General features: G+C 38.3%; 19 protein-coding genes. 10 read left to right on the forward strand and 9 right to left on the reverse strand.

Translation table 11 applies throughout. The annotated features are described in order from the left end of the window. Positions 1–56: 56 nt before the first annotated feature. The 4 genes from AC1DDK_RS08990 to AC1DDK_RS09005 form a co-directional block, all read right to left on the reverse strand. Positions 57–794, reverse strand: coding sequence for a (Fe-S)-binding protein (locus AC1DDK_RS08990; RefSeq protein ID WP_172663299.1), 738 nt, complete (start codon positions 792–794; stop codon positions 57–59). A gap of 113 nt (positions 795–907) precedes the next feature. Then, positions 908–2,209 carry an MFS transporter gene (locus AC1DDK_RS08995; protein WP_288883740.1) on the reverse strand — a complete coding sequence of 434 codons (1,302 nt, stop codon included), beginning with the start codon at positions 2,207–2,209 and terminating at the stop codon, positions 908–910. A gap of 44 nt (positions 2,210–2,253) precedes the next feature. Next, positions 2,254–2,964: a head GIN domain-containing protein gene (locus AC1DDK_RS09000; RefSeq protein WP_246269722.1), complete on the reverse strand. Its 711-nt coding sequence runs from the start codon at positions 2,962–2,964 to the stop codon at positions 2,254–2,256. 4 nt (positions 2,965–2,968) lie between these two features. Continuing rightward, complete coding sequence (locus tag AC1DDK_RS09005; RefSeq protein WP_288883738.1) at positions 2,969–4,861, reverse strand: RecQ family ATP-dependent DNA helicase; 1,893 nt, start codon at positions 4,859–4,861, stop codon at positions 2,969–2,971. 73 nt (positions 4,862–4,934) lie between these two features. Here AC1DDK_RS09005 and AC1DDK_RS09010 point away from each other — a divergent pair, with 73 nt between their 5' ends. Continuing rightward, positions 4,935–8,174, forward strand: a complete 3,240-nt coding sequence (locus AC1DDK_RS09010; protein ID WP_172663302.1) for an amidohydrolase family protein — start codon at positions 4,935–4,937, stop codon at positions 8,172–8,174. Positions 8,175–8,188: 14 nt separating this feature from the next. Here the strand turns inward: AC1DDK_RS09010 and AC1DDK_RS09015 are convergent, their stop codons facing one another. Beyond that, positions 8,189–9,433: a serpin family protein gene (locus tag AC1DDK_RS09015; protein ID WP_288883737.1), complete on the reverse strand. Its 1,245-nt coding sequence runs from the start codon at positions 9,431–9,433 to the stop codon at positions 8,189–8,191. 260 nt (positions 9,434–9,693) lie between these two features. On the opposite strand from AC1DDK_RS09015, the gene AC1DDK_RS09020 reads away from it, so the two are divergent. Then, the gene (locus AC1DDK_RS09020) at positions 9,694–10,476 is read left to right on the forward strand and encodes a leucyl/phenylalanyl-tRNA--protein transferase (RefSeq protein ID WP_172663304.1); all 783 of its coding nucleotides are present in this window, start codon (positions 9,694–9,696) and stop codon (positions 10,474–10,476) included. Positions 10,477–10,489: 13 nt separating this feature from the next. Here AC1DDK_RS09020 and AC1DDK_RS09025 read toward each other — a convergent pair whose 3' ends face one another. Further along, a complete protein-coding gene (locus AC1DDK_RS09025) occupies positions 10,490–11,722 on the reverse strand; it encodes a BaiN/RdsA family NAD(P)/FAD-dependent oxidoreductase (RefSeq protein ID WP_337714880.1) in 1,233 nt (410 codons plus the stop codon). A gap of 18 nt (positions 11,723–11,740) precedes the next feature. On the opposite strand from AC1DDK_RS09025, the gene AC1DDK_RS09030 reads away from it, so the two are divergent. Further along, complete coding sequence (locus AC1DDK_RS09030; protein WP_337714882.1) at positions 11,741–12,880, forward strand: 5-(carboxyamino)imidazole ribonucleotide synthase; 1,140 nt, start codon at positions 11,741–11,743, stop codon at positions 12,878–12,880. Beyond that, a complete protein-coding gene (gene purE / locus AC1DDK_RS09035; RefSeq protein WP_172663306.1) occupies positions 12,880–13,362 on the forward strand; it encodes a 5-(carboxyamino)imidazole ribonucleotide mutase in 483 nt (160 codons plus the stop codon). Before AC1DDK_RS09030 ends, purE begins: the two co-directional genes overlap by 1 nt. Positions 13,363–13,422: 60 nt before the next feature. Here the strand turns inward: purE and AC1DDK_RS09040 are convergent, their stop codons facing one another. Then, on the reverse strand, positions 13,423–13,986 hold the full coding sequence (locus AC1DDK_RS09040; protein WP_172663307.1) for a YqgE/AlgH family protein: 564 nt from the start codon (positions 13,984–13,986) through the stop codon (positions 13,423–13,425). A 47-nt stretch (positions 13,987–14,033) separates the two neighbouring features. Here AC1DDK_RS09040 and pdxH point away from each other — a divergent pair, with 47 nt between their 5' ends. The 3 genes from pdxH to ruvB all read left to right on the forward strand — a co-directional run bounded on the left by pdxH (position 14,034) and on the right by ruvB (position 16,756). Beyond that, complete coding sequence (gene pdxH, locus AC1DDK_RS09045) at positions 14,034–14,684, forward strand: pyridoxamine 5'-phosphate oxidase (protein ID WP_337714885.1); 651 nt, start codon at positions 14,034–14,036, stop codon at positions 14,682–14,684. Between the two features lie 10 nt (positions 14,685–14,694). Next, the gene (locus AC1DDK_RS09050; RefSeq protein WP_172663309.1) at positions 14,695–15,585 is read left to right on the forward strand and encodes a 3-hydroxybutyryl-CoA dehydrogenase; all 891 of its coding nucleotides are present in this window, start codon (positions 14,695–14,697) and stop codon (positions 15,583–15,585) included. Positions 15,586–15,733: 148 nt separating this feature from the next. Next, positions 15,734–16,756 carry a Holliday junction branch migration DNA helicase RuvB gene (ruvB, locus tag AC1DDK_RS09055; RefSeq protein ID WP_172663310.1) on the forward strand — a complete coding sequence of 341 codons (1,023 nt, stop codon included), beginning with the start codon at positions 15,734–15,736 and terminating at the stop codon, positions 16,754–16,756. A 13-nt stretch (positions 16,757–16,769) separates the two neighbouring features. On the opposite strand, the gene AC1DDK_RS09060 is transcribed toward ruvB, so the two are convergent. After that, complete coding sequence (locus tag AC1DDK_RS09060; protein ID WP_172663311.1) at positions 16,770–16,979, reverse strand: hypothetical protein; 210 nt, start codon at positions 16,977–16,979, stop codon at positions 16,770–16,772. 76 nt (positions 16,980–17,055) lie between these two features. On the opposite strand from AC1DDK_RS09060, the gene queG reads away from it, so the two are divergent. Next, complete coding sequence (queG, locus tag AC1DDK_RS09065; RefSeq protein WP_337714887.1) at positions 17,056–18,000, forward strand: tRNA epoxyqueuosine(34) reductase QueG; 945 nt, start codon at positions 17,056–17,058, stop codon at positions 17,998–18,000. 15 nt (positions 18,001–18,015) lie between these two features. On the opposite strand, the gene AC1DDK_RS09070 is transcribed toward queG, so the two are convergent. Further along, a complete protein-coding gene (locus AC1DDK_RS09070) occupies positions 18,016–19,020 on the reverse strand; it encodes a 3'-5' exonuclease (RefSeq protein WP_172663313.1) in 1,005 nt (334 codons plus the stop codon). Between the two features lie 151 nt (positions 19,021–19,171). Here AC1DDK_RS09070 and AC1DDK_RS09075 point away from each other — a divergent pair, with 151 nt between their 5' ends. Together AC1DDK_RS09075 and AC1DDK_RS09080 are read left to right on the forward strand one after the other, a co-directional pair. After that, the gene (locus AC1DDK_RS09075) at positions 19,172–21,148 is read left to right on the forward strand and encodes a DUF3857 domain-containing protein (RefSeq protein WP_477622579.1); all 1,977 of its coding nucleotides are present in this window, start codon (positions 19,172–19,174) and stop codon (positions 21,146–21,148) included. Next, complete coding sequence (locus tag AC1DDK_RS09080) at positions 21,149–23,056, forward strand: DUF3857 domain-containing protein (RefSeq protein WP_172663315.1); 1,908 nt, start codon at positions 21,149–21,151, stop codon at positions 23,054–23,056. It abuts the gene before it with no gap. Positions 23,057–23,143 lie beyond the last annotated feature (87 nt).

The following is a 23,143-nucleotide window of genomic DNA, read 5'->3' on the forward strand; positions in this document are numbered from 1 at the left end:
TTAATAAAATTTGTGTTATAAATCACCTACAATGTGATTCTGAATTACAAAGTTAACTAATATTCCGTACTTTCTAACCATCCATTTGCCAATACATCGGCTAAATGCATCGTTTTAAGCGGAATATTATTTTTGTCGATGTAACCCTGTAAATGCATCAGGCATGATAAATCTGTAGAAATCACATATTCAGCACCTTGCTCCAAAGCATTATTCACCTTCTGCTCAGCCATTGCCGATGAAATGGCATCAAACTTAACTGCGAATGTACCACCAAAGCCACAACACATATCAGTATCCTTCATCTCTACCATTTCCAATCCGTGTACTTTAGACAAAAGTAGCCTTGGTTCTTCTTTGATTTTGCATTCGCGTAGTCCGCTACAAGAATCATGATAAACAGCCTTTCCATCCAGCTCTGCCCCAAAATAGTCTCTTTTAAGAACGTTTACCAGAAAATCTGAAAGCTCAAAGATATTGGATTGGATATTCCTACATTTGTTATGCACGGTAGTGTTGGTAAAAAGATCACTATAACCACTTTTAACCATACCTACACATGATGCGGATGGAGCTACTATATAATCTGTTTCCGAAAAATCACTAAGGAACTTAGTGCCCGTTTCCTTTGCCTGCTCCCAATAGCCCGCATTATAAGCAGGTTGACCGCAGCAGGTCTGATTAGAATTATAGAACACCTCACAACCAGCCTTCTCCAATAACTTTATGGTATTAAATGCCGTTTCCGGATATAACTGGTCTACGAAACAGGGTACAAATAATTCTACTTTCATTAATATTATATTCTCTACTATTTAAGTCAAAAGTGACCATTTTATTTAAGTTAAAACGAGCATTACCACGCATTTATTTTAAAGCTATAACGTCAAGCATTTACGTTAAGCATTTATAAAACAGATCTCTTTTCAACGCTTTTTAATACCACCAAAAACACCAAACCAATTATAAAAAATGATGCCAAAGCTATTATGGAGTTCCGCATATTCCCCGTTACTTCCTCAATGTAAGCAAAACTAAACAAACCAATTACAATGGCCATCTTTTCGGTTACATCATAAAAGCTAAAGAATGAGGCTGTATCAGGGGTATTGGCAGGCAAATATTTTGAATACGTTGATCTTGACAAGGACTGAATACCTCCCATAATTAAACCAACAATAGCGGCCAATCCATAAAATTGGTATTCATTGGTGATGTAATATGCACAAACACAAGTAGCAATCCAAATGAGTACCACATAGATCAATACACGAACATTTCCAATTTTCTTTGCAAAATAAGACATCATCATGGCACCCAATATGGCCACCAACTGTATAATTAAAATGGTTACAATAAGTTTAGAAGTTCCCAGTTTTAGAGTCTTTTCTCCAAAACCCGCAGCGGCGAGCATAATGGTTTGTACACCCATTGAATAAAAGAAAAATGCCAATAAAAACATTTTAAGCACTTTCATATGGCGTAACTGGTTCCAAACTTTAGACAATTCCTGGAAACCACTTCTTACTACGCTCTTATTAATCGACGAATAATTTGGACTACCTGCAGGAAGCTTTTTAAACGGAATCTGTGCAAAAGCAATCCACCATATACCCACCAGCAAGAATGATAACCTTGGCGGAAATGATAAATCTGTAATGCCAAACAGTTCCGGTTTCAGTACAAAAACAAAGCAAATGATCTGAAGCAAAACACTACCTACATAACCATAAGCAAAACCTTTTGCACTTACCGCATCCTGCTGATCTACAGTAGCTATTTCTGGGAGGTATGAGTTATTAAACAACACCCCTCCTATGTATCCCATGGCAGCTATAGCAAAACAGATGATGCCCAGTTCCAGCGTATCGAGCTTAAAAAAGTACAATCCCATGCAGGCAATACCACCTATGTAGGTAAAGATTTTCATGAAAATCTTTTTGTTGCCCCTGTAATCTGCAATTGACGAAAGAATAGGCAACAGCAAAGCCATTATCAGATAGGCCACAGATAAGGCATAGTTAGACAAGGCCGTATTGGTAAAAGTTCTTCCAAAAAAGGAAACCTTATCACCATGTTCCTGAGTGGTAGTTATTATGGTATAATAAGCCGGAAAAATGGTAGAAGTAATAACTAGATTATATGCTGAATTAGCCCAGTCAAAGAACGCCCACGAGCGGATGACTTTTTTATCGTTTTTTTGTTCCATGTATTAAATGAGGTACTAAAGTAGCTAAAAAACAGTATTCAGTATTAATTTACTTTCTCCAATTTAGTAGCTCCTGATTTTTTCTCATCAACGTTTTTCGGGTTCCCTTTATAATACACCTCACTTGAGCCTGCCGTTTTAATTTTCAGATCGTTCAGCACATTTATGTTGGCCTTTCCGGTTCCATCGATATTTATATCGTAAATACCTGCTACAAAATCAAATGCATTAACAGTTGATGTTCCCTTAGCTGTTAAATTGTGTACACCGGTTTGCCCGGTCAGCGCAAGTTTACCAATCCCATCAATCCTGGTGGTTAATTTAGACGCACTCAGGTCCAGAGAAACATCAGATGTACCTTCGAGTTTCAAATCAACATCTGTTGCATAAATACGGCCATCGCCAACAACCTTAACAGCTCCTACTGTATTTAGCTTTTTCAATTCACCAATACCTGCATAAACAACTACAGAGTCTGTACCACAATATATTCCATCGTCCAGTTTCACCCTCAGTTCTCCACTGCTCACATCTGTTCTTACCATGTTAACAATACTAGAATCTGCATCAATTTTTATAGCATAAGAACTATCTTGTTTGATCACAAGTTTAATGGCCCCGGTAATTTTTATCTGATCAAAATTCTTTACAACAGCATCTTTAACAATGTGTTTACCCGAATCCTGTATACAATCAGAGGAACATCCTGCTAAAAGAACAGGAATAGCACAAACAATAGCGATAATCTTTCTCATAATATTAAAGGTAATAATTTTTCCCGTCCGTTTTAATTTTCCCGGCATCAAGCAATTCTCTTATCCGGTCTAGTATCTCATTTTCAGCACCAACTTTTATGGCATTTACAAGGTCGTCCAGTGCGTGGGCCTGACTCTGTAACAAAGTAACAATCTCAAAATCTATCTTATCAGATAACTGATCCAGATCTTCAGCTTTTTTCTCTGCAAGGCAGATGTCGCAAACTCCACATTTTTCAGAATCGGGTTCATCAAAATAAGTCAACAACTGAATGCTTCTACATTCTGCTTTTCCGGCATAAGCCAATACCGCATTTATCTGATCTGTCTGAATTTTCTTTCTTAGTTCAATATACTTTACATCAATGTCTATATGAAGCAGATCAACTCTGGCACGTATATATTGCAACTGAGGTTGGTCTGTTTGAGGCAAATACGACAAAATACCCTGATCCTGTAAATTGTTCAGCAGCCTGACTACATCATTAAATGACATCCTTACTTTCTTGGCAATATCTGATTCCTGAATCTTCACATATTGATCAAAGGCACCGCCATATGATCTTAGAATAGCCTTAATAAGTGGATCATAGCCTGCATTTTCTATCTGAAAGCGATAAACATCTTCGTTGCCAACTGTAAACAACACCCTCGATTGTAAAAAAATATTTTCCGACAAGGTGATATACCCATCACGTTCCAAAAACTTAAGAGCGGCAATTGTTTTTACCACGCCCACATTAAACCGTTTACAGAAATCAGCAATATCGAAGTTAAAACTTAAGCCCTCGCCAGCACCAAATGCCAGCTGAAAGTAATTGCCCAGATAGTGATATATCTTTTTAATCTCGTCTAACGTAGGAAAACTATTGGCGTATTTAGCCTGCAGGGCCATCTGATCTGATTTATTGGACAATAGAACACCGTATGATCTTTTACCATCCCTGCCTGCCCTGCCGGCTTCCTGATAATATGCTTCTAAACTTTCTGGTAAATCCAGGTGAACTACAAAACGAACATCAGGTTTATCTATTCCCATTCCAAAAGCATTGGTGGCCACCATTACACGGATTATGTTTTGCTTCCAGTTTTCCTGCCTTTTAAAGCGTTCTTCCTTTTCAACCCCCGCATGGTAAAAATCAGCAGCAATGCCATTTCGTTTTAAAAACAATGCTATTTCCGAAGTTTCCCTCCGGTTGCGCACATACACCAATCCGCTGCCCTTTACATTCTTAACAATATCTATCAGTTTTCTGTGCTTGTCTTCATCGTTTAAAACCACATAACTCAGGTTTTTCCGAGCAAAACTCTGCACAAAAATCTTTGCATTTTTAAACTGTAATTTCTCTACAATGTCATTTCGCACAAACTGAGTGGCGGTAGCTGTTAAAGCCAAAACCGGCACCTTTGGATGGATCTCTCTGATGGCACTAACCAATAGATATGGTGGCCTGAAATCGTAGCCCCACTGAGAAACGCAATGCGCTTCATCAACCGCTATAAGATTTACATTCATGTAAGAGATCCGCTCTCTAACCAATTCAGAAAGCAACCGCTCCGGAGACAGGTAAAGAAATTTAATATTGCCATAAATGCAATTATCTAAAAGGATATCGATCTCTCTTTTACCCATGCCTGCATAAATGGCCACTGCATTGATCCCATTATCTTTTAACCCCTCAACCTGATCTTTCATTAAGGCTACCAGGGGCGAAATAACAATACATATTCCCTCCATAACCATTGCAGGTACCTGAAAGCAAAGCGATTTACCTCCTCCTGTTGGCAATAATGCTAAGGTGTCATTTCCGTTTAAAACCGATGCAATAATTTCATCCTGTGATGGCCTGAAACTATCAAATCCCCAGTATCGTTTTAATATCTCTACTTCACTCATAAAAAGGTTAAGCCCAAAACTATAAAAATGAACTGATATTACTAAATTGCGGGCTAATTAACACCCGTCGCTTATGAAAACATCATTACTACTATTATGTTTCCTACCTATACTTCATTTCAGCTATGCCCAGGAAAAAAAATGGGATGTCGAAAAATTTCATGGACCCACTAAAACGTTTAATATCAGCACAGACGAGGGTACATGGATGAATTTGGATGTAAGCGCCGATGGTAAAGATATCGTTTTTGATCTTTTAGGGGATATTTACACTATGCCCGTTACAGGTGGCACAGCTGCGTTGTTAAGCGGGGGCGTTGCCTGGGATGTTCAGCCGCGCTTTAGCCCCAATGGGAAGTATATATCCTATACCAGCGATAAAACCGGAGCCGACAACATCTGGATCATGAACCGCGACGGGTCTAATAAAAGGCAAGTTACCAAAGAAACATTCAGACTGTTAAACAATGCCACATGGATGCCAAACAGCGATTATCTGATTGCCCGGAAGCATTTTACTGGCAGCCGTTCTTTAGGCGCCGGAGAAATGTGGATGTACAGTATATATGGTGGCGAAGGTGTACAATTAACCAAAAGAAAAAACGATCAGCAAGATGCGGGTGAGCCTAACGTATCGCCTGATGGCAGATACCTATACTTTAGCGAAGATGTATCGCCAGGTCCTAACTTTGAATATAGCAAAGACCCTAATGGTGTAATATATGCGATCCGTCAGCTAGACATGATTACCGGCAAATTAACAGATCTGATAGAGCAACCAGGGGGTTCAGCTCGTCCTCAGATCTCGCCCGATGGCAAAATGATGGCTTATGTTAAACGGATCAGATTAAAATCTGTACTTGTTGTACAGAACATCAATTCCGGCGAAGAATGGACACTAACAGAAGACCTTACCCATGACCAACAGGAAACGTGGGCCATATTTGGTGTTTACCCCAATTTTGCGTGGACTCCTGATTCTAAAAACATCATTTTTTATGCTAAAGGAAAAATCAAAAAGATAGAGCTCAGTTCATTGGTTATTTCCGATATCCCTTTTAAAGTAACAAGCACGCAGACCATACAGGAATCTCTGCATTTCCCAAAACAAGTATTCAGCGCTGAGTTCACCTCAAAAATGATCAGACAGCTAACTACCTCACCCGATGGTAAGTTTGTTGTATTTAATGCAGCAGGATTTTTATATAAAAAAGAACTGCCAAATGGTACTCCTGAAAGGGTTACCAATGGTATTGATTTTGAATTTGAGCCAGACATTAGTCCGGATGGAAAATTTGTAATTTACACTACCTGGAGCGATGAGTTTAAAGGCTCCATTAAAAGAGCTGACCTTAAATCTGGCAAAACCATACCACTTACTGATGAAAAAGGCCTCTATTACTCCCCTTCCTACTCTACCAAAGGCGATAAAATTGTTTACCGTAAAGGCGTTGGAAACGATGTTTTAGGATATGCTTATGGCCGCGGCACAGGTATATTTACCATGTCGGCAGATGGAACAGCAAAAACACTGATCTCCGAAAACGGCATAAAGCCACAGTTTAACAAAGACGATACCCGCATCTTTTTTCAAGGAAATGAGGATGGCAAAAAGGCATTTAAAAGTGTAGATCTAAATGGCGGCAATCCGCGTACTCATTACACCTCTACCTATGTTACCCAGTTTTGCCCAAGCCCTGATGGCAAATGGATGGCATTTACAGAGCTATTTAATGTATACATCACCCCGATGGTTACCACAGGATCGCCTTTAGAGCTTTCATCAACAAACAAATCTATTCCGCTAACCAGAGTTACTAAAGATGCGGGAACTTATTTGCATTGGAGTAATGATGGCAGCAAATTACTATGGACATTAGGGCCGCAATACTTTAGTCGTGAAATTAAAAACACCTTTAATTTTGTAGACGGTGCTCCACAAACCATTCCGCCACCAGATTCTATAGGTGTTTCTATTGGCCTGCGTCTTAAAACAGATGTGCCAGACGGTATAACTGCCTTAAAAGGTGCCAGGATAATTACCATGAAAGGTGATGAAGTTATTGAAGAAGGAACCATTATAATAGATCATAACAAAGTTGTAGCAGTAGGTAAAGCAAGCGAAGTAAGTATACCGCAGAATGCTAAAGTGATTGATGTAACGGGAAAAACAATAATGCCGGGTATTATTGATGTACACGCACATTTACGCACCAGTCCGGACGGCATTAGTCCGCAACAAGATTGGTCATACCTTGCTAACCTTGCTTTCGGTGTAACTACCTCACACGATCCATCGAGCAATACAGAAATGGTGTTTAGTCAATCAGAGATGATCAGGTCAGGCCGCATGGTAGGGCCAAGATTATATTCAACGGGTTCTATATTGTATGGTGCAGATGGCGATTTCAAGGTAGTCATTAACAGTTTAGATGATGCTTTATCTCACCTCAGAAGGTTAAAAGCAGTGGGCGCCTTCTCTGTTAAATCATACAACCAGCCTCGTCGTGACCAGCGTCAGCAAATATTAGAAGCCGCACGGCTATTAAAAATGGAAGTAGTTCCAGAAGGTGGTTCTACATTCTTTACCAACATGAACATGATTTCTGATGGTCATACCGGTATTGAACACAGCATCCCGGTTGCTCCGGTTTATAAGGATGTAGTTTCTTTCTGGAATAATACCAAAGTGGCCTACACACCTACCCTTATTGTAAGTTACGGCAGTCAGTGGGGCGAGAACTATTGGTACGACAGAACCAATGTTTGGGAAAATGAAAGGTTAATGGCATTTACACCTCGCCCAATTATAGATTCACGTTCAAGAAGAAGAACTACTTCGGAATACGGAGATTACGGCCACATTGAAGTATCAAAAGCAGTTAAACAAATTGCTGACGGCGGCACAAAAGTAAACTTAGGTGCCCACGGACAAATCCAGGGTCTGGGAGCGCATTGGGAACTATGGATGCTGGTACAAGGTGGCATGACACCGTTACAAGCCATCAGATCGGCCACGCTAAACGGTGCTTCTTATTTAGGTATGGATAAAGAAATAGGTTCATTGGAAAACGGCAAACTTGCGGATCTGGTAATTATGGATGCCAACCCATTGGACGACATCAGAAACTCAGAAAAAATAAAATATGTAATGGTAAATGGTCGTATTTACGACAGCTTATCGATGAATGAAATTGGCGGTCGCGAAAAATTACGCGGCAAGCTGTGGTTTGAGATGGGCAAAGGTATGGTTTACAGTTTCCCAACAGGAAATGCCGAAACCTGGACCTTTACCACCCCTAATTGCGAGTAAAATCGAATAACCCGTTATTTATCCAGTAACGGGTTATTTAGAATACCGGTAAACAAAATTAGTCCGGTTTTCATTTCGCGGATTGCATATACAAATGGACGATTAATAAGAACAGCGGAAGGTTGTTGCACCGATGTGAGTTCAATTCCAACAGAAGTAACAGCAGCGGCTTCAGTTCCGCTTTCATTTACTTCAATAAAAGTTTTGTGTCTCACCTCGTCTATTTCCAAATGCCCGTCCGGATTAATTCTTGTAAAATCGGCAAAGCCATTTTTACCAAACGCCACTTCCATACCCAGATGTTCTAATTGATCATTTAGTTTAATATCATAGCTAAATTTAAACTTAGGCATTTTTATTTCCATACCGGTTTTCTTTAAGCCTGCCATCCATCCTTTCCATTTTGCAGAAGTAATTGAGCCTGCAAATTCATTAATTGTAGTATTACCATTAGGCAATACAATTACCATACTATATTTCTCGTTCCCATAAGGAAGTTCGTATACATTCGCCTCCTGTGAACTTAAATAATTAACAGAAGCTTGCGCAACCATAAAATCTGTTTGAATCTTATTGTTAGCATCTAAATTAAAATCCGCTTTGGCAGTTTTGTTTTTATCGAACTTATATTTCCAATCGCTTTTAAAGTAAACAGCATTAATCAGGTACATTACCATATCACTACCGATCTCATCAATTATACTTGGAATCTTTCCCTGTGTGCTGTTATTTACCCAGCTATTAATTTTGTCTTTTGCAGTCGGACTTTTAAAATCTAACCCTTCAACTTCGGCATTATAGTTATCGGCATTCACCTTTAGAAAACCAGGCAATGGTGTAAAGGTTTTTTCATACCAAATTGAATTGGCAATTTCTAATGTAGCTTTAGGATCTAGCTGAGGCAATTCAGTTGTTATTTTGTGGTAATAACTGTTTATTTCGGCCTCAGTAAAATCTTTAAACTCCATTGTATTTTTTATGGCCTCCAACGTTGAGCCACTGCTGCCGTTACTGGTCATGCCCAAAGCTATACTTACGCTTAAAGGTGATAGCATGAGGTTTTTACCCGCTAATGGTTTTAACAAAGTTTCCTTAAACAGCTTAAAAGTAAAAGCATTATCGGCTTCTGCCTTTTGTTGCTCTCTCGCAGTTAAAATCAGATCTTTTCCCTGGTCTATTGGTTTGCTATCCTTTTTACAAGATGTGGCGGTGATCATTAAAGCGGCAATAGCTAAAAGTAAGATGTGGTTCTTTTTCATCTGGTTAATGGTTTGGTTTGCTTCGTTAAACGTATAAATCTGGTGATTCGCTACAGTCTGTTAGAATTCGCACAATGCTTTTTTACAAGCAGTATCAAAACTTTGGTTGTTGGGGCGTTGACAGGGCGTTCGTAAGGCCTTGATAGGGCTAAAACCCTACTAAGGCCCTGCCAATGCCCAATTAAAACCTTATTAAATTTCAAGAAATACATATGATATTATGTCGAATCTATTTATTAGATTTATTAGTAAAAAAAGCTATGGGGATATTACCAAAACAAGTAGCTGCAATTATTCCGGAAAATGCCCGACAATCTGTTAAGCGATCTTTGCAGGGATTCTTTCAATTTGGATTAACAAAAATATCCGGAGGTAAAAGCAACGCATTACTTTGGTCTTATGGTCACTTTGAACTGACACCCTTTACTATATTTCAAGGATTTTCTCAGGGTAAAAACCTTCTACCCAATTTGTATGGCGGTAAAAACTCCATTTGGGAAGATCCGGAATTAAGGGGTATTATCCCAATACAGGATTTTAAAGCACAAAAAGATTTGTTACGTCGTTTAAAAAAAGAAAAAACACTACCACCGGAAACACAACTACAAATAAAGGTAAATACCAATTTTAAAGAAACAATAACTGGCTGTTCCCGTACAAATGGTAAAAAGAACAGGGTTTGGCTAACTCCTGAATTTATAAAATCGGCTTTAGAACTGCATGAAATGGGCATAGCACACAGTGTAGAGGCTTACCAAAATGGCATTCTTGTTGGTGGTGTAATTGGCCTTGCTATAAATGGATATTTCACCTCGTTAAGCTTATTTCATACGGTTGACAATGCCAGTAAAATCGCTTTTTACTATTTACTGGTTAAACTTAAAGACGATGGATTTACTTTACATCTTAGCGGAGCAGCTAATTCCTGGTTCACACAGTATGGAATGGTTAATGTTGAAAAAGAAGAATTCAGGATAAGTTTAATGAAAGCCGTAGCCACCCCGGCTAAATTCACTCCAACGGTTCCTCAGCTATCATTTTAAGAAAAATACTGTCTTACAAATTCTGAGCAATTACATAACCATTTGCCCAGGCCCACTGAAAATTATAGCCACCAAGCCAACCGGTTACATCTATACATTCGCCACCAAAATACAGTCCGGGTATGTTCTTACATTCAAGCGTTTTAGAAGAAAGCTCATTGGTATCAATACCACCCCTCATCACCTCAGCTTTGTCATACCCCTTATCGCCTGCAGGTTTTACCTTAAACAGGTGGATGGTTTTATGGATCAATTCAAGCTCTGCTTTGGTTAATGATGCTACCTGTTTCTCTATTGGCAAAAACTTACTCATTGCATCGGTAAGTTTTTTAGGGTAAAACCGGTTAAACAGGGTTGAAAGTAAAGATTTCCCGTTTACTCTTCTTTCCTCCTCAATTAAGCTGGTAATATCTTTACCGGGCAACAGATCTATATTTATTTCTTCACCCCTTCTCCAATATGAAGAAATCTGTAAAATAGCAGGGCCACTAAGTCCCCAATGTGTAAACAAAATATTCTCTTCAAAAGAGATGCGGTCGTTGCTTACTTCGCAAAAGACACTGTTTCCTGATAACTGAGCGTACCAATCTTCATCTTTACCTGTAATGGTTAATGGCACTAAAGCAGGTGCAGTTTCGATAATATTTAAGGCGTGTTTTCTGGCAAAACGAAGCGCAAAATCTGTTGCACCCATTTTAGGAATAGGCAACCCACCCGTAGTTATTACCAGCTTGGGAGCCTTTAAAGTACGTTGTTTCCCCCCTTTTTCATATTTTATGGTAAAGGAGCTATCGTTAACAAATTCTATTTCCGATACCTGTGCATTGCAGATAATCTGTTGCCCAAAATCAGCACATACAGAGGTAAAAACATCTACAATGTCTTTGGCATTTTTGCCATCTGGAAAAAGCTGACCCAAAGTTTTTTCTTTTCCTGTGATGCCATAAGCTTCAAAAAAACTGACGGTATCGTCAACAGTCCACTGTGTAAATGCCGATTTGCTGAAATGTTTATTGTTAGATATAAACTGTTCATCGGTAGCAAACAGGTTGGTATAATTACACCTTCCACCTCCTGAGATCAGGATTTTAGCTCCCGGTTTATCGCTTTTTTCCAGCAAGATAACCTTTTTACCAAGGTAACCTGCCTGTACGGCGCACATCAAACCACACGCTCCGGCTCCAATAATTATAGCATCTGCATCCATCAATCCGTTTATATTGTTATTTTTGTGCAAAATAAGCATAACTTTTTCATAGTAGATATGGCAAAACAGATAAGTGATTTAAAATTGGGCATACTTGGAGGCGGACAATTGGGCAGAATGCTGATACAAGAGGCCATCAATTATAACTTAACCACTTTAATTTTAGATCCCGATACCGACGCACCTTGTAAACATATAGCGAACTATTTTGAGTGTGGCTCAATTACTGATTTCGACACCGTTTATAATTTTGGAAAAAAGGCCGACATCATCACTATTGAAATAGAGAAAGTAAATATTGAGGCACTTGAACAATTGGAAAAAGAAGGAAAGCATGTTTATCCACAATCGAGGGTAATCCGTTTAATTCAGGATAAAGGTGTTCAAAAACAGTTTTTTAAAGAGAATGATATTCCTACCGCCCCATTTCAACTGGTAAACAGTAAGGCAGAGATGTTAAACAGCAACATTCCTTTCCCTTACATGCTTAAACAGCGCAAAGACGGCTACGATGGTAAAGGGGTAATGAAAATAAACCATGCCGCAGATGTTGAAAATGCCTTTGAAGGGCCTTGTTTAATTGAGGAACTTGTAGATTTTGAGAAGGAGATTGCAGTTATTGTGGCAAGAAACCCAAACGGAGATGTAAAAACTTTTCCTTTGGTTGAGATGGAATTTAATGCTGAAGCAAACCTGGTTGAGTTTTTAATCTCCCCTTCCACCTATCCGGATGCGATTCAGGAAAGAGCTGAAGTTATTGCTAAAAACATCGCTTCATCATTAAATATTACCGGATTATTGGCGGTTGAAATGTTTATTACCAGGGATGGCAACATCTTGGTAAATGAGCTTGCGCCTCGCCCTCATAATAGCGGTCATCATACTATAGAAGGCAATTATGTATCTCAGTTTGAGCAACATTTAAGGGCTATTTTTAACTTACCTCTGGGCGACACCCGTGCAATAAACAATGCGGTGATGATTAACCTGCTTGGTGAAAAAAACCATAATGGGGTGGCAAAGTACCATGGACTAGAAAAAATCATGGCAATTGATGGTGTATATGTACATTTGTACGGAAAAAAATATACCAAGCCTTTCCGTAAAATGGGTCACATTACTGTTGTTGACCAAAACCGCGAAAGTGCAATAGAAAAAGCAAATTATATTAAAAATACATTAAAAGTTATTTCCTAATGAGCGTACAAGTTGGCATTATAATGGGTAGCAAATCGGATCTTCATATTATGAAGGATGCTGCTGATGTTTTTAAAGAATTCGGGGTCGAATTCGAAATGACAGTTGTTTCTGCTCACCGTACTCCTGAAAGGATGTTTGATTATGCAAAACAGGCTGCTGGCCGTGGTTTAAAGGTAATTATTGCGGGTGCCGGTGGTGCAGCACATTTACCTGGAATGGTGGCTTCTATTACCGTTTTGCCGGTAATTGGAGTTCCTGTAAAATCTTCAAATTCTATTGACGGATGGGATTCTATCCTTTCTATTTTACAAATGCCTAATGGTATCCCCGTTGCAACTGTTGCACTTAATGCAGCAAAAAATGCCGGTTTGCTTGCTGTTCAAATACTTTCTACTGCTGATGCAAGTCTTGCTGTTAAAATGCAGGCTTATAAGGATGAGCTTAGAAAGAAAGTTGAAGAAAGCGCTTTAGAGCTTTAGAGTATTTAGACATTAGTACTTGGACATTAGTAGTTATGCCCCTTGTCTAAATACTAATTACTAATTCAAATTAGGATTACTTGGAAAATTGCTAACATGCGCATATTTTGGTCCAAGGTTAATGATCACCTCTCGCCATAAATCTTCTTCATCGTTAGAAAAAACCACATCAGCCTGATAAGTGTCTGATACAATCCATGTATTTTCTTTAAGCTCATCTTTAAGCTGCTCTACACCCCAGCCAGAATAGCCAATAAAAAACTTGATTTCGCTGGCTTGGATAAATCCATTGCTGATGAGAATTTTCAGTGCTTCAAAATTGCCTCCCCAATAAACCCCTTTTGCAATTTCTTCGCCACCATTTAGCTTATCATAACAGCGATGCATAAAATGAACGGTATCGGTTCCAACAGGGCCACCGATATATACCGGGAAGTCTGCTTTATCCAGTTCAGGGATTAAATCGCTCAGCACAAGTGCACTTCTTTGGTTTAAAATAAAACCAACAGTTCCCTCATCCTGATGCTCTGTAATTAAAACTACCGAACGTTTAAAATTAGGATCCATTAAAAATGGTTCAGAAATTAATAATTTACCTACAGATGGTTCTAAGCGACTTAACATTTTAGAAATTTAAAACAAAATTAACTAAACTAACCCTATTTTTGTGTATGGACCTTACTAAAGAAAATATACAAAACCTACGCCAAGATTATCGCTCGGCAAGTCTTTCTGAAAATGATGTTGATAGCAATCCAATTCTTCAATTTAAAAAATGGTTTCAGGACGCTGTCAGTTCACAGCTATATGAACCTAATGTGATGACGCTTGCTACTTCCGATAGGTTTGGAAAGCCCACGGCAAGGATAGTATTATTGAAAGGTATTGATGAGGATGGTTTTGTATTTTACACCAATTACGAGAGTAAAAAGGGCCGTGATCTAGTAGAAAACCCACAAGCAGCCCTTGTTTTCTTTTGGCCTGAGTTAGAACGACAAGTGCGTATAGAAGGTGTGGTAAGTAAGGTTAGTGAGGAGACTTCTTCCGAGTATTTTCACTCGCGTCCAATAGGTAGTCAAATTGGAGCAATGGCATCTCCTCAGAGTAAAGTAATTAGCGACAGGGAATCGCTAGAGCGTAAAGTTGAGCAACTTACTACCCAATATGCTGATCAGGAAATCCCACGTCCGTTACATTGGGGTGGTTATTTAGTGGAGCCTACTTATATAGAATTCTGGCAAGGCAGACCAAGCAGGCTGCATGACAGGATTGTTTACGATTTGGTGGAAGGTTCGTGGATTATCAATAGATTAGCTCCGTAAAAAAACTTAAATGAAAAACATCTCAGTAATAGGCTCAGGTACTATGGGCAATGGGATTGCGCATGTTTTTGCACAATTCGGATATCAGGTAAACCTGATTGACATTAACAAGGATGCGCTTGAAAAGGCAATCAATACAATTGGCAAAAACCTTGATCGTCAGGTTACCAAAGGCACAATAACAGAAGTACAAAAGGCCGAAACGATCAAAAACATAACCGTATTAACCGATATGCAATTGGGTGTTGCAAATGCAGATTTTATTGTTGAAGCTGCCACGGAAAACCTTGACCTAAAACTAAAAATATTTAAAGATCTGGATGCTTTTGCTAAGCCGGAGGCTATTTTAGCAAGTAACACTTCTTCTATTTCCATTACCAAAATAGCATCTGTTACCAATAGGGGCGCCAAAGTTATTGGAATGCATTTTATGAATCCTGTACCAGTGATGAAACTGGTTGAGGTGATTCGCGGTTACGCAACAAGTAATGAAACTACTGCTACAATAATGGATCTTTCCAAAAAGCTTGAAAAGGCACCTGTTGAAGTAAATGACTACCCGGGTTTTGTTGCCAATAGAATATTAATGCCCATGATAAATGAGGCTATATATACACTTTATGAAAACGTTGCAGGAGTTGAAGAGATTGATACGGTGATGAAGTTAGGAATGGCGCATCCGATGGGGCCATTGCAACTTGCCGATTTTATAGGACTGGATGTTTGCCTGGCTATATTACGCGTACTGCATGACGGATTTGGGAATCCTAAGTATGCTCCATGTCCTTTATTAATAAACATGGTTACTGCTGGTAACAAAGGGATTAAATCTGGTGAGGGCTTCTATAACTATTCTGAAGGTGTTAAAGAAGCCAAAGTTGCCGCCAAGTTTAGTATATAGTTAGTATTTAGTAGGTAGTACTTAGTATTTAGATTAAAGGAAAGCTACAGAATAGAATTTAATATATCTGATTTTAAATGTATTTTTGGATGTTTAACACCATGTCTAAGTACTAAATACTAAGTACTAAATACTATATTAAAAATAAATGAACGAAAATCTTGATCCTTCTTCTGAAAGCCTATCTCCTATTGAACGTGATATAGAGAAAGTGCTGCGTCCGCAAGTTTTTGAGGACTTTACAGGACAAGAGAAAATTATGGAAAACCTCAAAATCTTTGTAAAAGCTGCAAAGTTAAGAGGAGAACCATTAGACCATGTTTTATTACACGGCCCCCCGGGTTTAGGTAAAACAACACTTTCTCACATCATTGCAAATGAGATGGGTGTAGGCATTAAAATAACGTCGGGACCTGTTTTGGATAAACCTGGTGATCTGGCAGGGCTACTTACAAATCTGGATACTGGCGACATCCTATTTATTGATGAGATTCACAGATTGAGTCCACTAGTTGAAGAGTATTTATACTCTGCAATGGAAGACTATAAGATTGATATCATGCTGGAAAGCGGACCCAATGCCCGTTCAGTTCAAATCAGTCTGAATCCTTTTACCTTAGTAGGTGCAACTACCCGTTCTGGTTTGCTAACTGCACCTTTAAGGGCGAGGTTTGGAATTAATTCCAGATTGGCTTATTACGACGCAAAGTTACTTACAACCATAGTTTTAAGATCATCTGATATTCTAAAAACACCAATTACTGAGGAAGGTGCTTACGAAATAGCACGCAGAAGCCGTGGTACACCTCGTATTGCCAACGCATTATTGAGACGGACACGGGATTTTGCCCAGATTAAAGGCAACGGAAAGATCGATACTGAGATTGCTCGCTATGCACTTAATGCCCTAAATGTTGATGAGCATGGTTTGGACGAAATGGACAATAAAATTCTTACCACCATTATAGATAAATTTAAAGGTGGGCCTGTTGGCTTAAAAACGATTGCTACCGCAGTTGGGGATGATGAAGGAACCATTGAGGAAGTTTATGAACCTTTTCTGATACAAGAAGGGTTTTTAATGCGTACCTCTCGTGGCCGTGAAGCAACTGAAGCAGCATACAAGCATTTGAAAAGAAATTTTCCTGGCCAAACAGGTAAATTATTCTGATCATTATACTTCATTAGCCTTTAAAAAACAGCCAATAGATTAACAAAGCAACAACAAGAATGGGAATTATCCATTTTAATACTGGGGCAGCCCCGTTTTTATCGTATTCGTCTACAGCCTGACGTGAAGGTCCCGGATCATCCTGATGCTTTGAGTAGTTCGTCTCAATTGGCTTATGAGGTTTTAGTGGATCCTCTGAATGTTTAACATCTGCATTATCCATAATATTAAGTTTTAGTTACTTAATAAACAATTAAAGAACTTAAAGGTTTGATAAGCAAAGATTATCTTTGCATTTCATGAACAGTAATTCTGCAAAATACAGCAAAATGATTAAGGATGAAGCCATTCGCTTAGGCTTCATGCAATGCGGTATTGCCAAAGCTGAATTTCTTGAAGAGGAAGCGCCAAGGCTCGAGAAATGGCTGAATAACAATTACCATGGAGAAATGGCCTACATGGAGAATCATTTTGATAAACGCCTGGACCCAAGATTATTGGTTGACGATTCAAAATCCGTAATATCGCTAACACTAAACTATTTCCCGGAAGAGCAACAGAGTGATCCTGATGCACCAAAAATATCCAAGTATGCTTATGGTACAGATTACCATCTGGTAATTAAAGACAAGCTGTTTCAATTGCTCAATTTCATTTCAGAAGAGATTGGCGAGGTTAATGGGCGCGCTTTTGTAGATTCCGCCCCTGTTCTGGATCGCGCATGGGCAAAACGTGCAGGCATTGGATGGATCGGAAAAAACAGTAACCTGATCAGTAAAAAAAGTGGTTCATTCTTCTTTCTGGCCGAACTTATTGTAGACTTAGACCTGGAATATGATAATGCTTTTGAGACCGACCATTGCGGAACATGTACCAAATGTATAGACGCCTGTCCTACCGATGCAATATTATCTCCCTTTATTATTGATGCAAAGAAGTGTATTTCTTATTTAACGATAGAGTTAAGGGATGAAATCCCTAATACTTTTAATGATAAGATGGAGAACTGGATGTTCGGATGTGATATTTGTCAGGACGTATGCCCCTGGAACAGATTTTCCGTACCTCACTCTGAGCCGAAGTTTCAGCCTAAAGAAAACCTGTTAAACATGAAACGGGAAGACTGGCTCGACATTACTGAAGATGTATTTAAAAATATATTTAAGAACTCGGCGGTTAAAAGGACTAAATTCAAAGGACTTACCAGGAATATAGATTTCATAAAAAAACTGCCTGATAATTAATTCAGGCAGTTTTTTCTATTTCCCGAACTTCATTTTTAGCTGTTCCAACATATCGTTAGTCACATCAACTGCGGGTTTTTCCTTTTTAGGCTGAGGCTTAAATGCCGGCTTTGCCTGGTTTGGGTTAGGCTTATTTGCTACATGCGGTTGTGCCTGCTTAGGAGCCTGCGACTGTTGCCCTTGTTGTTGCTGTTTCTCAAGTTTAAGCTTTTCCTTCTTTTTATTCCATCTATCCCAAATTTCACCAAGCTTTTTCTTTGTATATAAAGGAAAATCACCTTGTTTCATCCAGGCATAGTAACTAGGTTCAGTATCAAAAACCTGCTCTACAGTTTTGCCCTTGTGCTTTCCGAAATTGAAAATCTCTTCATTATCTTCATTAAAAACCATTCGGCCTGCAAAATCCACAGGTTTATTCATATTTGTAAAAGTATGAAGGGCATCAACACTGTTCTGAACCGGTTTGGATATGTTACCTTGTTTATCCTCGAATTCTGTGTCCTTATAGCGCTCAATTTGAGCCAATAAGACATGATAAGTGGCAGTGATATCTGCTTCTGCAGAATGCGCATTTACAATATCTTTATCACAGTAGAATTTATAGGCGGCACGTAAGGTACGTTGCTCCATTTGATGGAATATATTCTGAACATCTACAAACTTCCTGTCGGACATATCAAAATCCACTCCTGCCCTTAGAAACTCTTCAAGCAATACAGGAATATCAAATCTGTTTGAGTTATATCCTGCTAAATCAGCATCTCCAATAAAATCAGAAAGTTCTTGTGCTACATCTTTAAATGTTGGCTCGTTTGCAATATCCTTATCATAAATTCCATGAATTAAAGATGATTGCAGAGGAATAGGCATTTCTGGATTAATACGTAGCGTTTTAATTACTTCCGAACCATCAGGCATGGCTTTTAGTATGGCAATTTCTACGATACGATCGGCACCAACATTAACTCCGGTAGTTTCTAAATCAAAAAAAGCAAGCGGACGATTTAAATATAATTTCATTTCTAACATTTTGTAGCTCTTCAAAAGTCGTAAAAATCATCCATTAAACCTTAACTTATTTGATAATGCATTAAATTCTGAAACAAATGGTTTTAATGTATATTTTTATTTCCTTTGCTGTATCAATACTGCTATATAATATCGCTCCATTATGAAACTTTTTTCCATTGCGCTTCTTTTATCGTTTTTTTCGATTAGTCATTCTTATGCTCAGGATTTTGAGTATGCAAGAATTACAGGAAGTGATATTGAATTAAAAAACACGCAACTAGATAGCAATGCTAATGCTATGGTTATCAGAGAATTTGGCACTACAGCCGTACAGCTGGATAATGCAACCGGTAAAACCTACATTGATTTTGAATATCATGTACGCATTAAAATATTTAATAAAGAAGGTTTTAACCATGGAAATATTGTAATTCCATTGAGGATATATCGGGATGATGAAGATGAAATTAAAGAACTAAAAGCCACTACGATAAATATTGTAAATGGTCAGCTGGTTAAAACTGAGCTGGATAAGAAACAAGTATTCAATGAGAAAAAGAACAAATACGTTTCGCTAACAAAATTTACGATGCCCAACTTAATGGATGGAAGCATTATTGAATATAGCTACCGACTGCATTCGCCTTATATCTTCAACTTTAAAACATGGGAATTTCAATCAGACATCCCAAAGTTACACAGCGAATATATAGCCAATATCCCTGCTATCTATAATTACAATGTTTCGTTAAGAGGGGCGCAGAAACTTACCAAGCAGAATGCAGAAATAAAGAAGGAATGTTTAATGATTGCAGGAAATAAGATTGACTGTTCAAAAATGACCTATATTATGAAGGACGTTCCGGCATTGATTGAAGAGGATTATATGACTGCCCCAAGTAACTTCAGATCGGCCATTTACTATGAGCTTTCTGACTATGTTATGCTTAATGGTGGCAAAAAAAGCATCACTAAGACCTGGAAAGATGTTGATTATGAATTAAATTCAGACAAATCATTTGGCACTCAAATGAAGCGAAAAGATGTTTTTAAAGAGCTGATGCCTCAAATATTGGGCAAAGCCAGCGATGATTTAAGCAAGGCAAAAGCCATTTATAATTACATTAGGAAGAATATAAAAATGAATGGTTTCATTGGTATTTACAGTGAGAATAACATTAAAACCGCTCTTGAAAAGCACTCTGGAAATACCGGAGATATAAATTTAGCATTAATTGCTGCTTTAAGCGCCGCAGATCTGGATGCTGAAGCCGTAATATTATCAACCAGGGCAAATGGGGTAGTTAACAACCTTTATCCGGTGATCAGCGATTTTAATTATGTGGTTGCAAAGGTTAATATTGGCGATAAAAGCTATTTACTGGATGCAACAGAACCCCTGTTACCATTCGGCCTGCTTCCATTACATTGTATAAATGGAAATGGCAGGGTTATTAATTTAAAGAAACCATCTTACTGGTACGATTTAAAAGCCAGTCAAAAAGAGTCTACAAAGTATGTCCTTAATGCGGAATTAACTGCAGATGGAAAACTAAAGGGCAAACTAACTACTTACTCATTAGGGTATGCTGCACTTAAAAAACGCCAGCGCATTGTAGCAGCCAACTCTGTAGATGAGTATGTAGAAAAGTTAGACGAACAAATGCCCGGAATAAACATATTAAAACATTCAATAGAAAATGTAGATAGCCTGGACAACACGCTGGTAGAAGACTATGAGATTGAAATGAAGGTCTTTGACAATTTAAATGCCGATCAATCATACTTTAATCCATTCTTTATTAATCGTATTACTAAAAACCCATTCAATTTAAATGAAAGGACTTATCCTGTTGATATGGGGGCGGCAAGCGAAGAAAGGATCACCATGATCATTAAACTTCCTGCTAATATTTCTGTAATTGATAAACCGAAAGATATGTCGATGGCGCTGACAGAAAATGGCGGGAAATATCTTGCCTCAACATCAATGCAAGACGATTCTTTTGTTTTCAATGAGATGCTTCAATTCAATAAACCTATTTACGAATCTGAGGATTACTTGTCATTGAAAGAATTTTATAGCCGTATTATACAATCGCAAAAAACTGATATTGTATTTAAAAAAACCAAGTAAATGCTGAAGAGATTATTACTTCTGATTTTTATTGCTGTTGCCTTTAAGGGATACGCTCAGGAGCAACCAGATTATAATGTAGAAAACATTCCTTCTGCATTAAAAAGTCGTGCTAATGCCGTAGTCAGAAACATGGAGACTACCGTAGATATGCGTGCTCCAGAGAATGTTATCCTTAATGTGAAAAAAGCCATTACCGTTCTGAATAAGAACGGAGACCAGGTAGCAGCTTTAGCGCTCTTTTACAACAAGGCTACCTCCATTAAAGGTGTAAAGGGAATTATTATGGATTCTTTTGGAAAACCAGCCGGAAAGTTTTCCTTAAGCAACTTTCTGGATGAAAGTGCTGTTAGTGATTTTTCTTTATTTGAAGATGCCCGGATTAAGAGGTATAATCCTAATGTTTTAACTTATCCTTACACGATATCTTACGAATATGAAATCAGGTTTAAACAAAACCTGATCATCCCTGATTGGTATGCAACACCCTATTCTGATGTTTCTGTAGAGAAAACCAGTTACACTTTCATCTCCAAGCCCGATGATAAAATCCGTATAAAAGAATACAACTACAAAGGGAATGCAGAGGTAGTAAAATCAGATAAGGTTATTAGTAGGACATGGAAGGTAACTAACCTAAGTGCGATTAAGCGTGAACCTTATGCTCCTGATCCTGACAATTATCTTACCTATGTGAAAATAGCACCCGAACAGTTTACTTATTATGGTCATAAAGGAAGCTATAGCAACTGGCAGGAGTTAGGAAAGTGGGTTTATGATGACCTCGTAAAAACAAGACAAACACTTTCGCCAGATATTATTCAGGAGATGAACAACCTGGTAAAAGGATTAGACAGTGATAAAGAGAAGGCAAAAAAGATCTATGAATACGTGCAGAAGAAAACAAGATACATTAGTGTGCAGATTGGTATAGGCGGATTCCAACCTTTTGAAGCAACAGAAGTGCACCGTGTTTCTTATGGCGATTGTAAAGCGCTGGTAAATTACACACAAAGTTTATTAAAAGCTGTAGGTATAAACAGTCTTTATTGCGTGGTATATGGCGATAGTTATAAAAAGAGTATGGATGCCGATTTTGCAAGCATGGATCAGGGAAATCATATTATTTTATGTGTACCACTTAAAAGTGATACCACCTGGTTAGAATGTACCAGTCAGGATAGTCCGTTTGGATATTTAGGAAGTTTTACCGACGACCGTGTTGTATTGGCCTGTACAGAAGAAGGTGGTAAATTACTAAAAACACCAGCCTTAACTACTGCTGCAAGCCTGCTAAAACGTAAGGCAGAGCTTAATTTAGATAAGGATGGTAATGTTAATGGCAAGTTGCACACCGACTTTAGTGGCTCCCAGTATGATAATTATCGTCGTATCATTAGTAAGCCTTCATCTGAGCAGTTAAAATTGCTAAAAGAAGAGTATGATATTGACAATATTGATTTTAACAATCTTAAACTTGCTCAAAGAAAGGATAGCAATCCTGTAACCTCAGAGTCCTTAGATCTAACTATTCAGAGGTATGCACCCCGTACAAATGACAGGATCTATATGGTACTTAATGCGTTCAACAAAACCAACTCCATTCCAGAAGTTAGAAACAGAACATTACCTGTATATGTGAACAGGGGCTTTACAGATGAAGATGAGATAATATATAACCTTCCCGAAGGATATAGTATTGAAGCTAAACCTAATGACAGGGAAATTAAATCGCCATTTGGCAGCTATGCTGTAAAGGTTACAATGGAGGGTAAAAAGCTGATATATAACAGAAAATTTGTTTTGAATAATGGGACGTACCCCGCTGACAAATACGAAAGCTTTATGCGCTTTTTTAGTGACGTAAGTAGTTCAGATAATAGTAAGGTGATTTTTAAAACGAATTAACTTAGAAATATAATTCCAAGGGCTATTCCGATAATCATGATTAGGTACATCAGAATTTCGGTTGTAGCAAAGCGTTTGTACTTATTC

This window comes from Pedobacter sp. 05T44 (assembly GCF_056395985.1).

What these genes read in the sequence shown, in the direction of transcription:
- AC1DDK_RS09030 (WP_337714882.1), top strand. Translation starts at nt 11,741, where the DNA reads ATGGCAAAACAGATAAGTGATTTAAAATTGGGCATACTTGGAGGCGGA.
- AC1DDK_RS09080 (WP_172663315.1), top strand. Translation starts at nt 21,149, where the DNA reads ATGCTGAAGAGATTATTACTTCTGATTTTTATTGCTGTTGCCTTTAAG.
- AC1DDK_RS08995 (WP_288883740.1), bottom strand. Translation starts at nt 2,209, where the DNA reads ATGGAACAAAAAAACGATAAAAAAGTCATCCGCTCGTGGGCGTTCTTT.
- AC1DDK_RS09070 (WP_172663313.1), bottom strand. Translation starts at nt 19,020, where the DNA reads ATGAAATTATATTTAAATCGTCCGCTTGCTTTTTTTGATTTAGAAACT.
- AC1DDK_RS09040 (WP_172663307.1), bottom strand. Translation starts at nt 13,986, where the DNA reads ATGTTAAGTCGCTTAGAACCATCTGTAGGTAAATTATTAATTTCTGAA.
- AC1DDK_RS09015 (WP_288883737.1), bottom strand. Translation starts at nt 9,433, where the DNA reads ATGAAAAAGAACCACATCTTACTTTTAGCTATTGCCGCTTTAATGATC.
- AC1DDK_RS09025 (WP_337714880.1), bottom strand. Translation starts at nt 11,722, where the DNA reads ATGCTTATTTTGCACAAAAATAACAATATAAACGGATTGATGGATGCA.
- AC1DDK_RS09075 (WP_477622579.1), top strand. Translation starts at nt 19,172, where the DNA reads ATGAAACTTTTTTCCATTGCGCTTCTTTTATCGTTTTTTTCGATTAGT.
- queG (WP_337714887.1), top strand. Translation starts at nt 17,056, where the DNA reads ATGAACAGTAATTCTGCAAAATACAGCAAAATGATTAAGGATGAAGCC.
- purE (WP_172663306.1), top strand. Translation starts at nt 12,880, where the DNA reads ATGAGCGTACAAGTTGGCATTATAATGGGTAGCAAATCGGATCTTCAT.
- AC1DDK_RS09005 (WP_288883738.1), bottom strand. Translation starts at nt 4,861, where the DNA reads ATGAGTGAAGTAGAGATATTAAAACGATACTGGGGATTTGATAGTTTC.
- AC1DDK_RS09050 (WP_172663309.1), top strand. Translation starts at nt 14,695, where the DNA reads ATGAAAAACATCTCAGTAATAGGCTCAGGTACTATGGGCAATGGGATT.
- AC1DDK_RS08990 (WP_172663299.1), bottom strand. Translation starts at nt 794, where the DNA reads ATGAAAGTAGAATTATTTGTACCCTGTTTCGTAGACCAGTTATATCCG.
- AC1DDK_RS09000 (WP_246269722.1), bottom strand. Translation starts at nt 2,964, where the DNA reads ATGAGAAAGATTATCGCTATTGTTTGTGCTATTCCTGTTCTTTTAGCA.
- ruvB (WP_172663310.1), top strand. Translation starts at nt 15,734, where the DNA reads ATGAACGAAAATCTTGATCCTTCTTCTGAAAGCCTATCTCCTATTGAA.
- pdxH (WP_337714885.1), top strand. Translation starts at nt 14,034, where the DNA reads ATGGACCTTACTAAAGAAAATATACAAAACCTACGCCAAGATTATCGC.
- AC1DDK_RS09060 (WP_172663311.1), bottom strand. Translation starts at nt 16,979, where the DNA reads ATGGATAATGCAGATGTTAAACATTCAGAGGATCCACTAAAACCTCAT.
- AC1DDK_RS09020 (WP_172663304.1), top strand. Translation starts at nt 9,694, where the DNA reads ATGGGGATATTACCAAAACAAGTAGCTGCAATTATTCCGGAAAATGCC.
- AC1DDK_RS09010 (WP_172663302.1), top strand. Translation starts at nt 4,935, where the DNA reads ATGAAAACATCATTACTACTATTATGTTTCCTACCTATACTTCATTTC.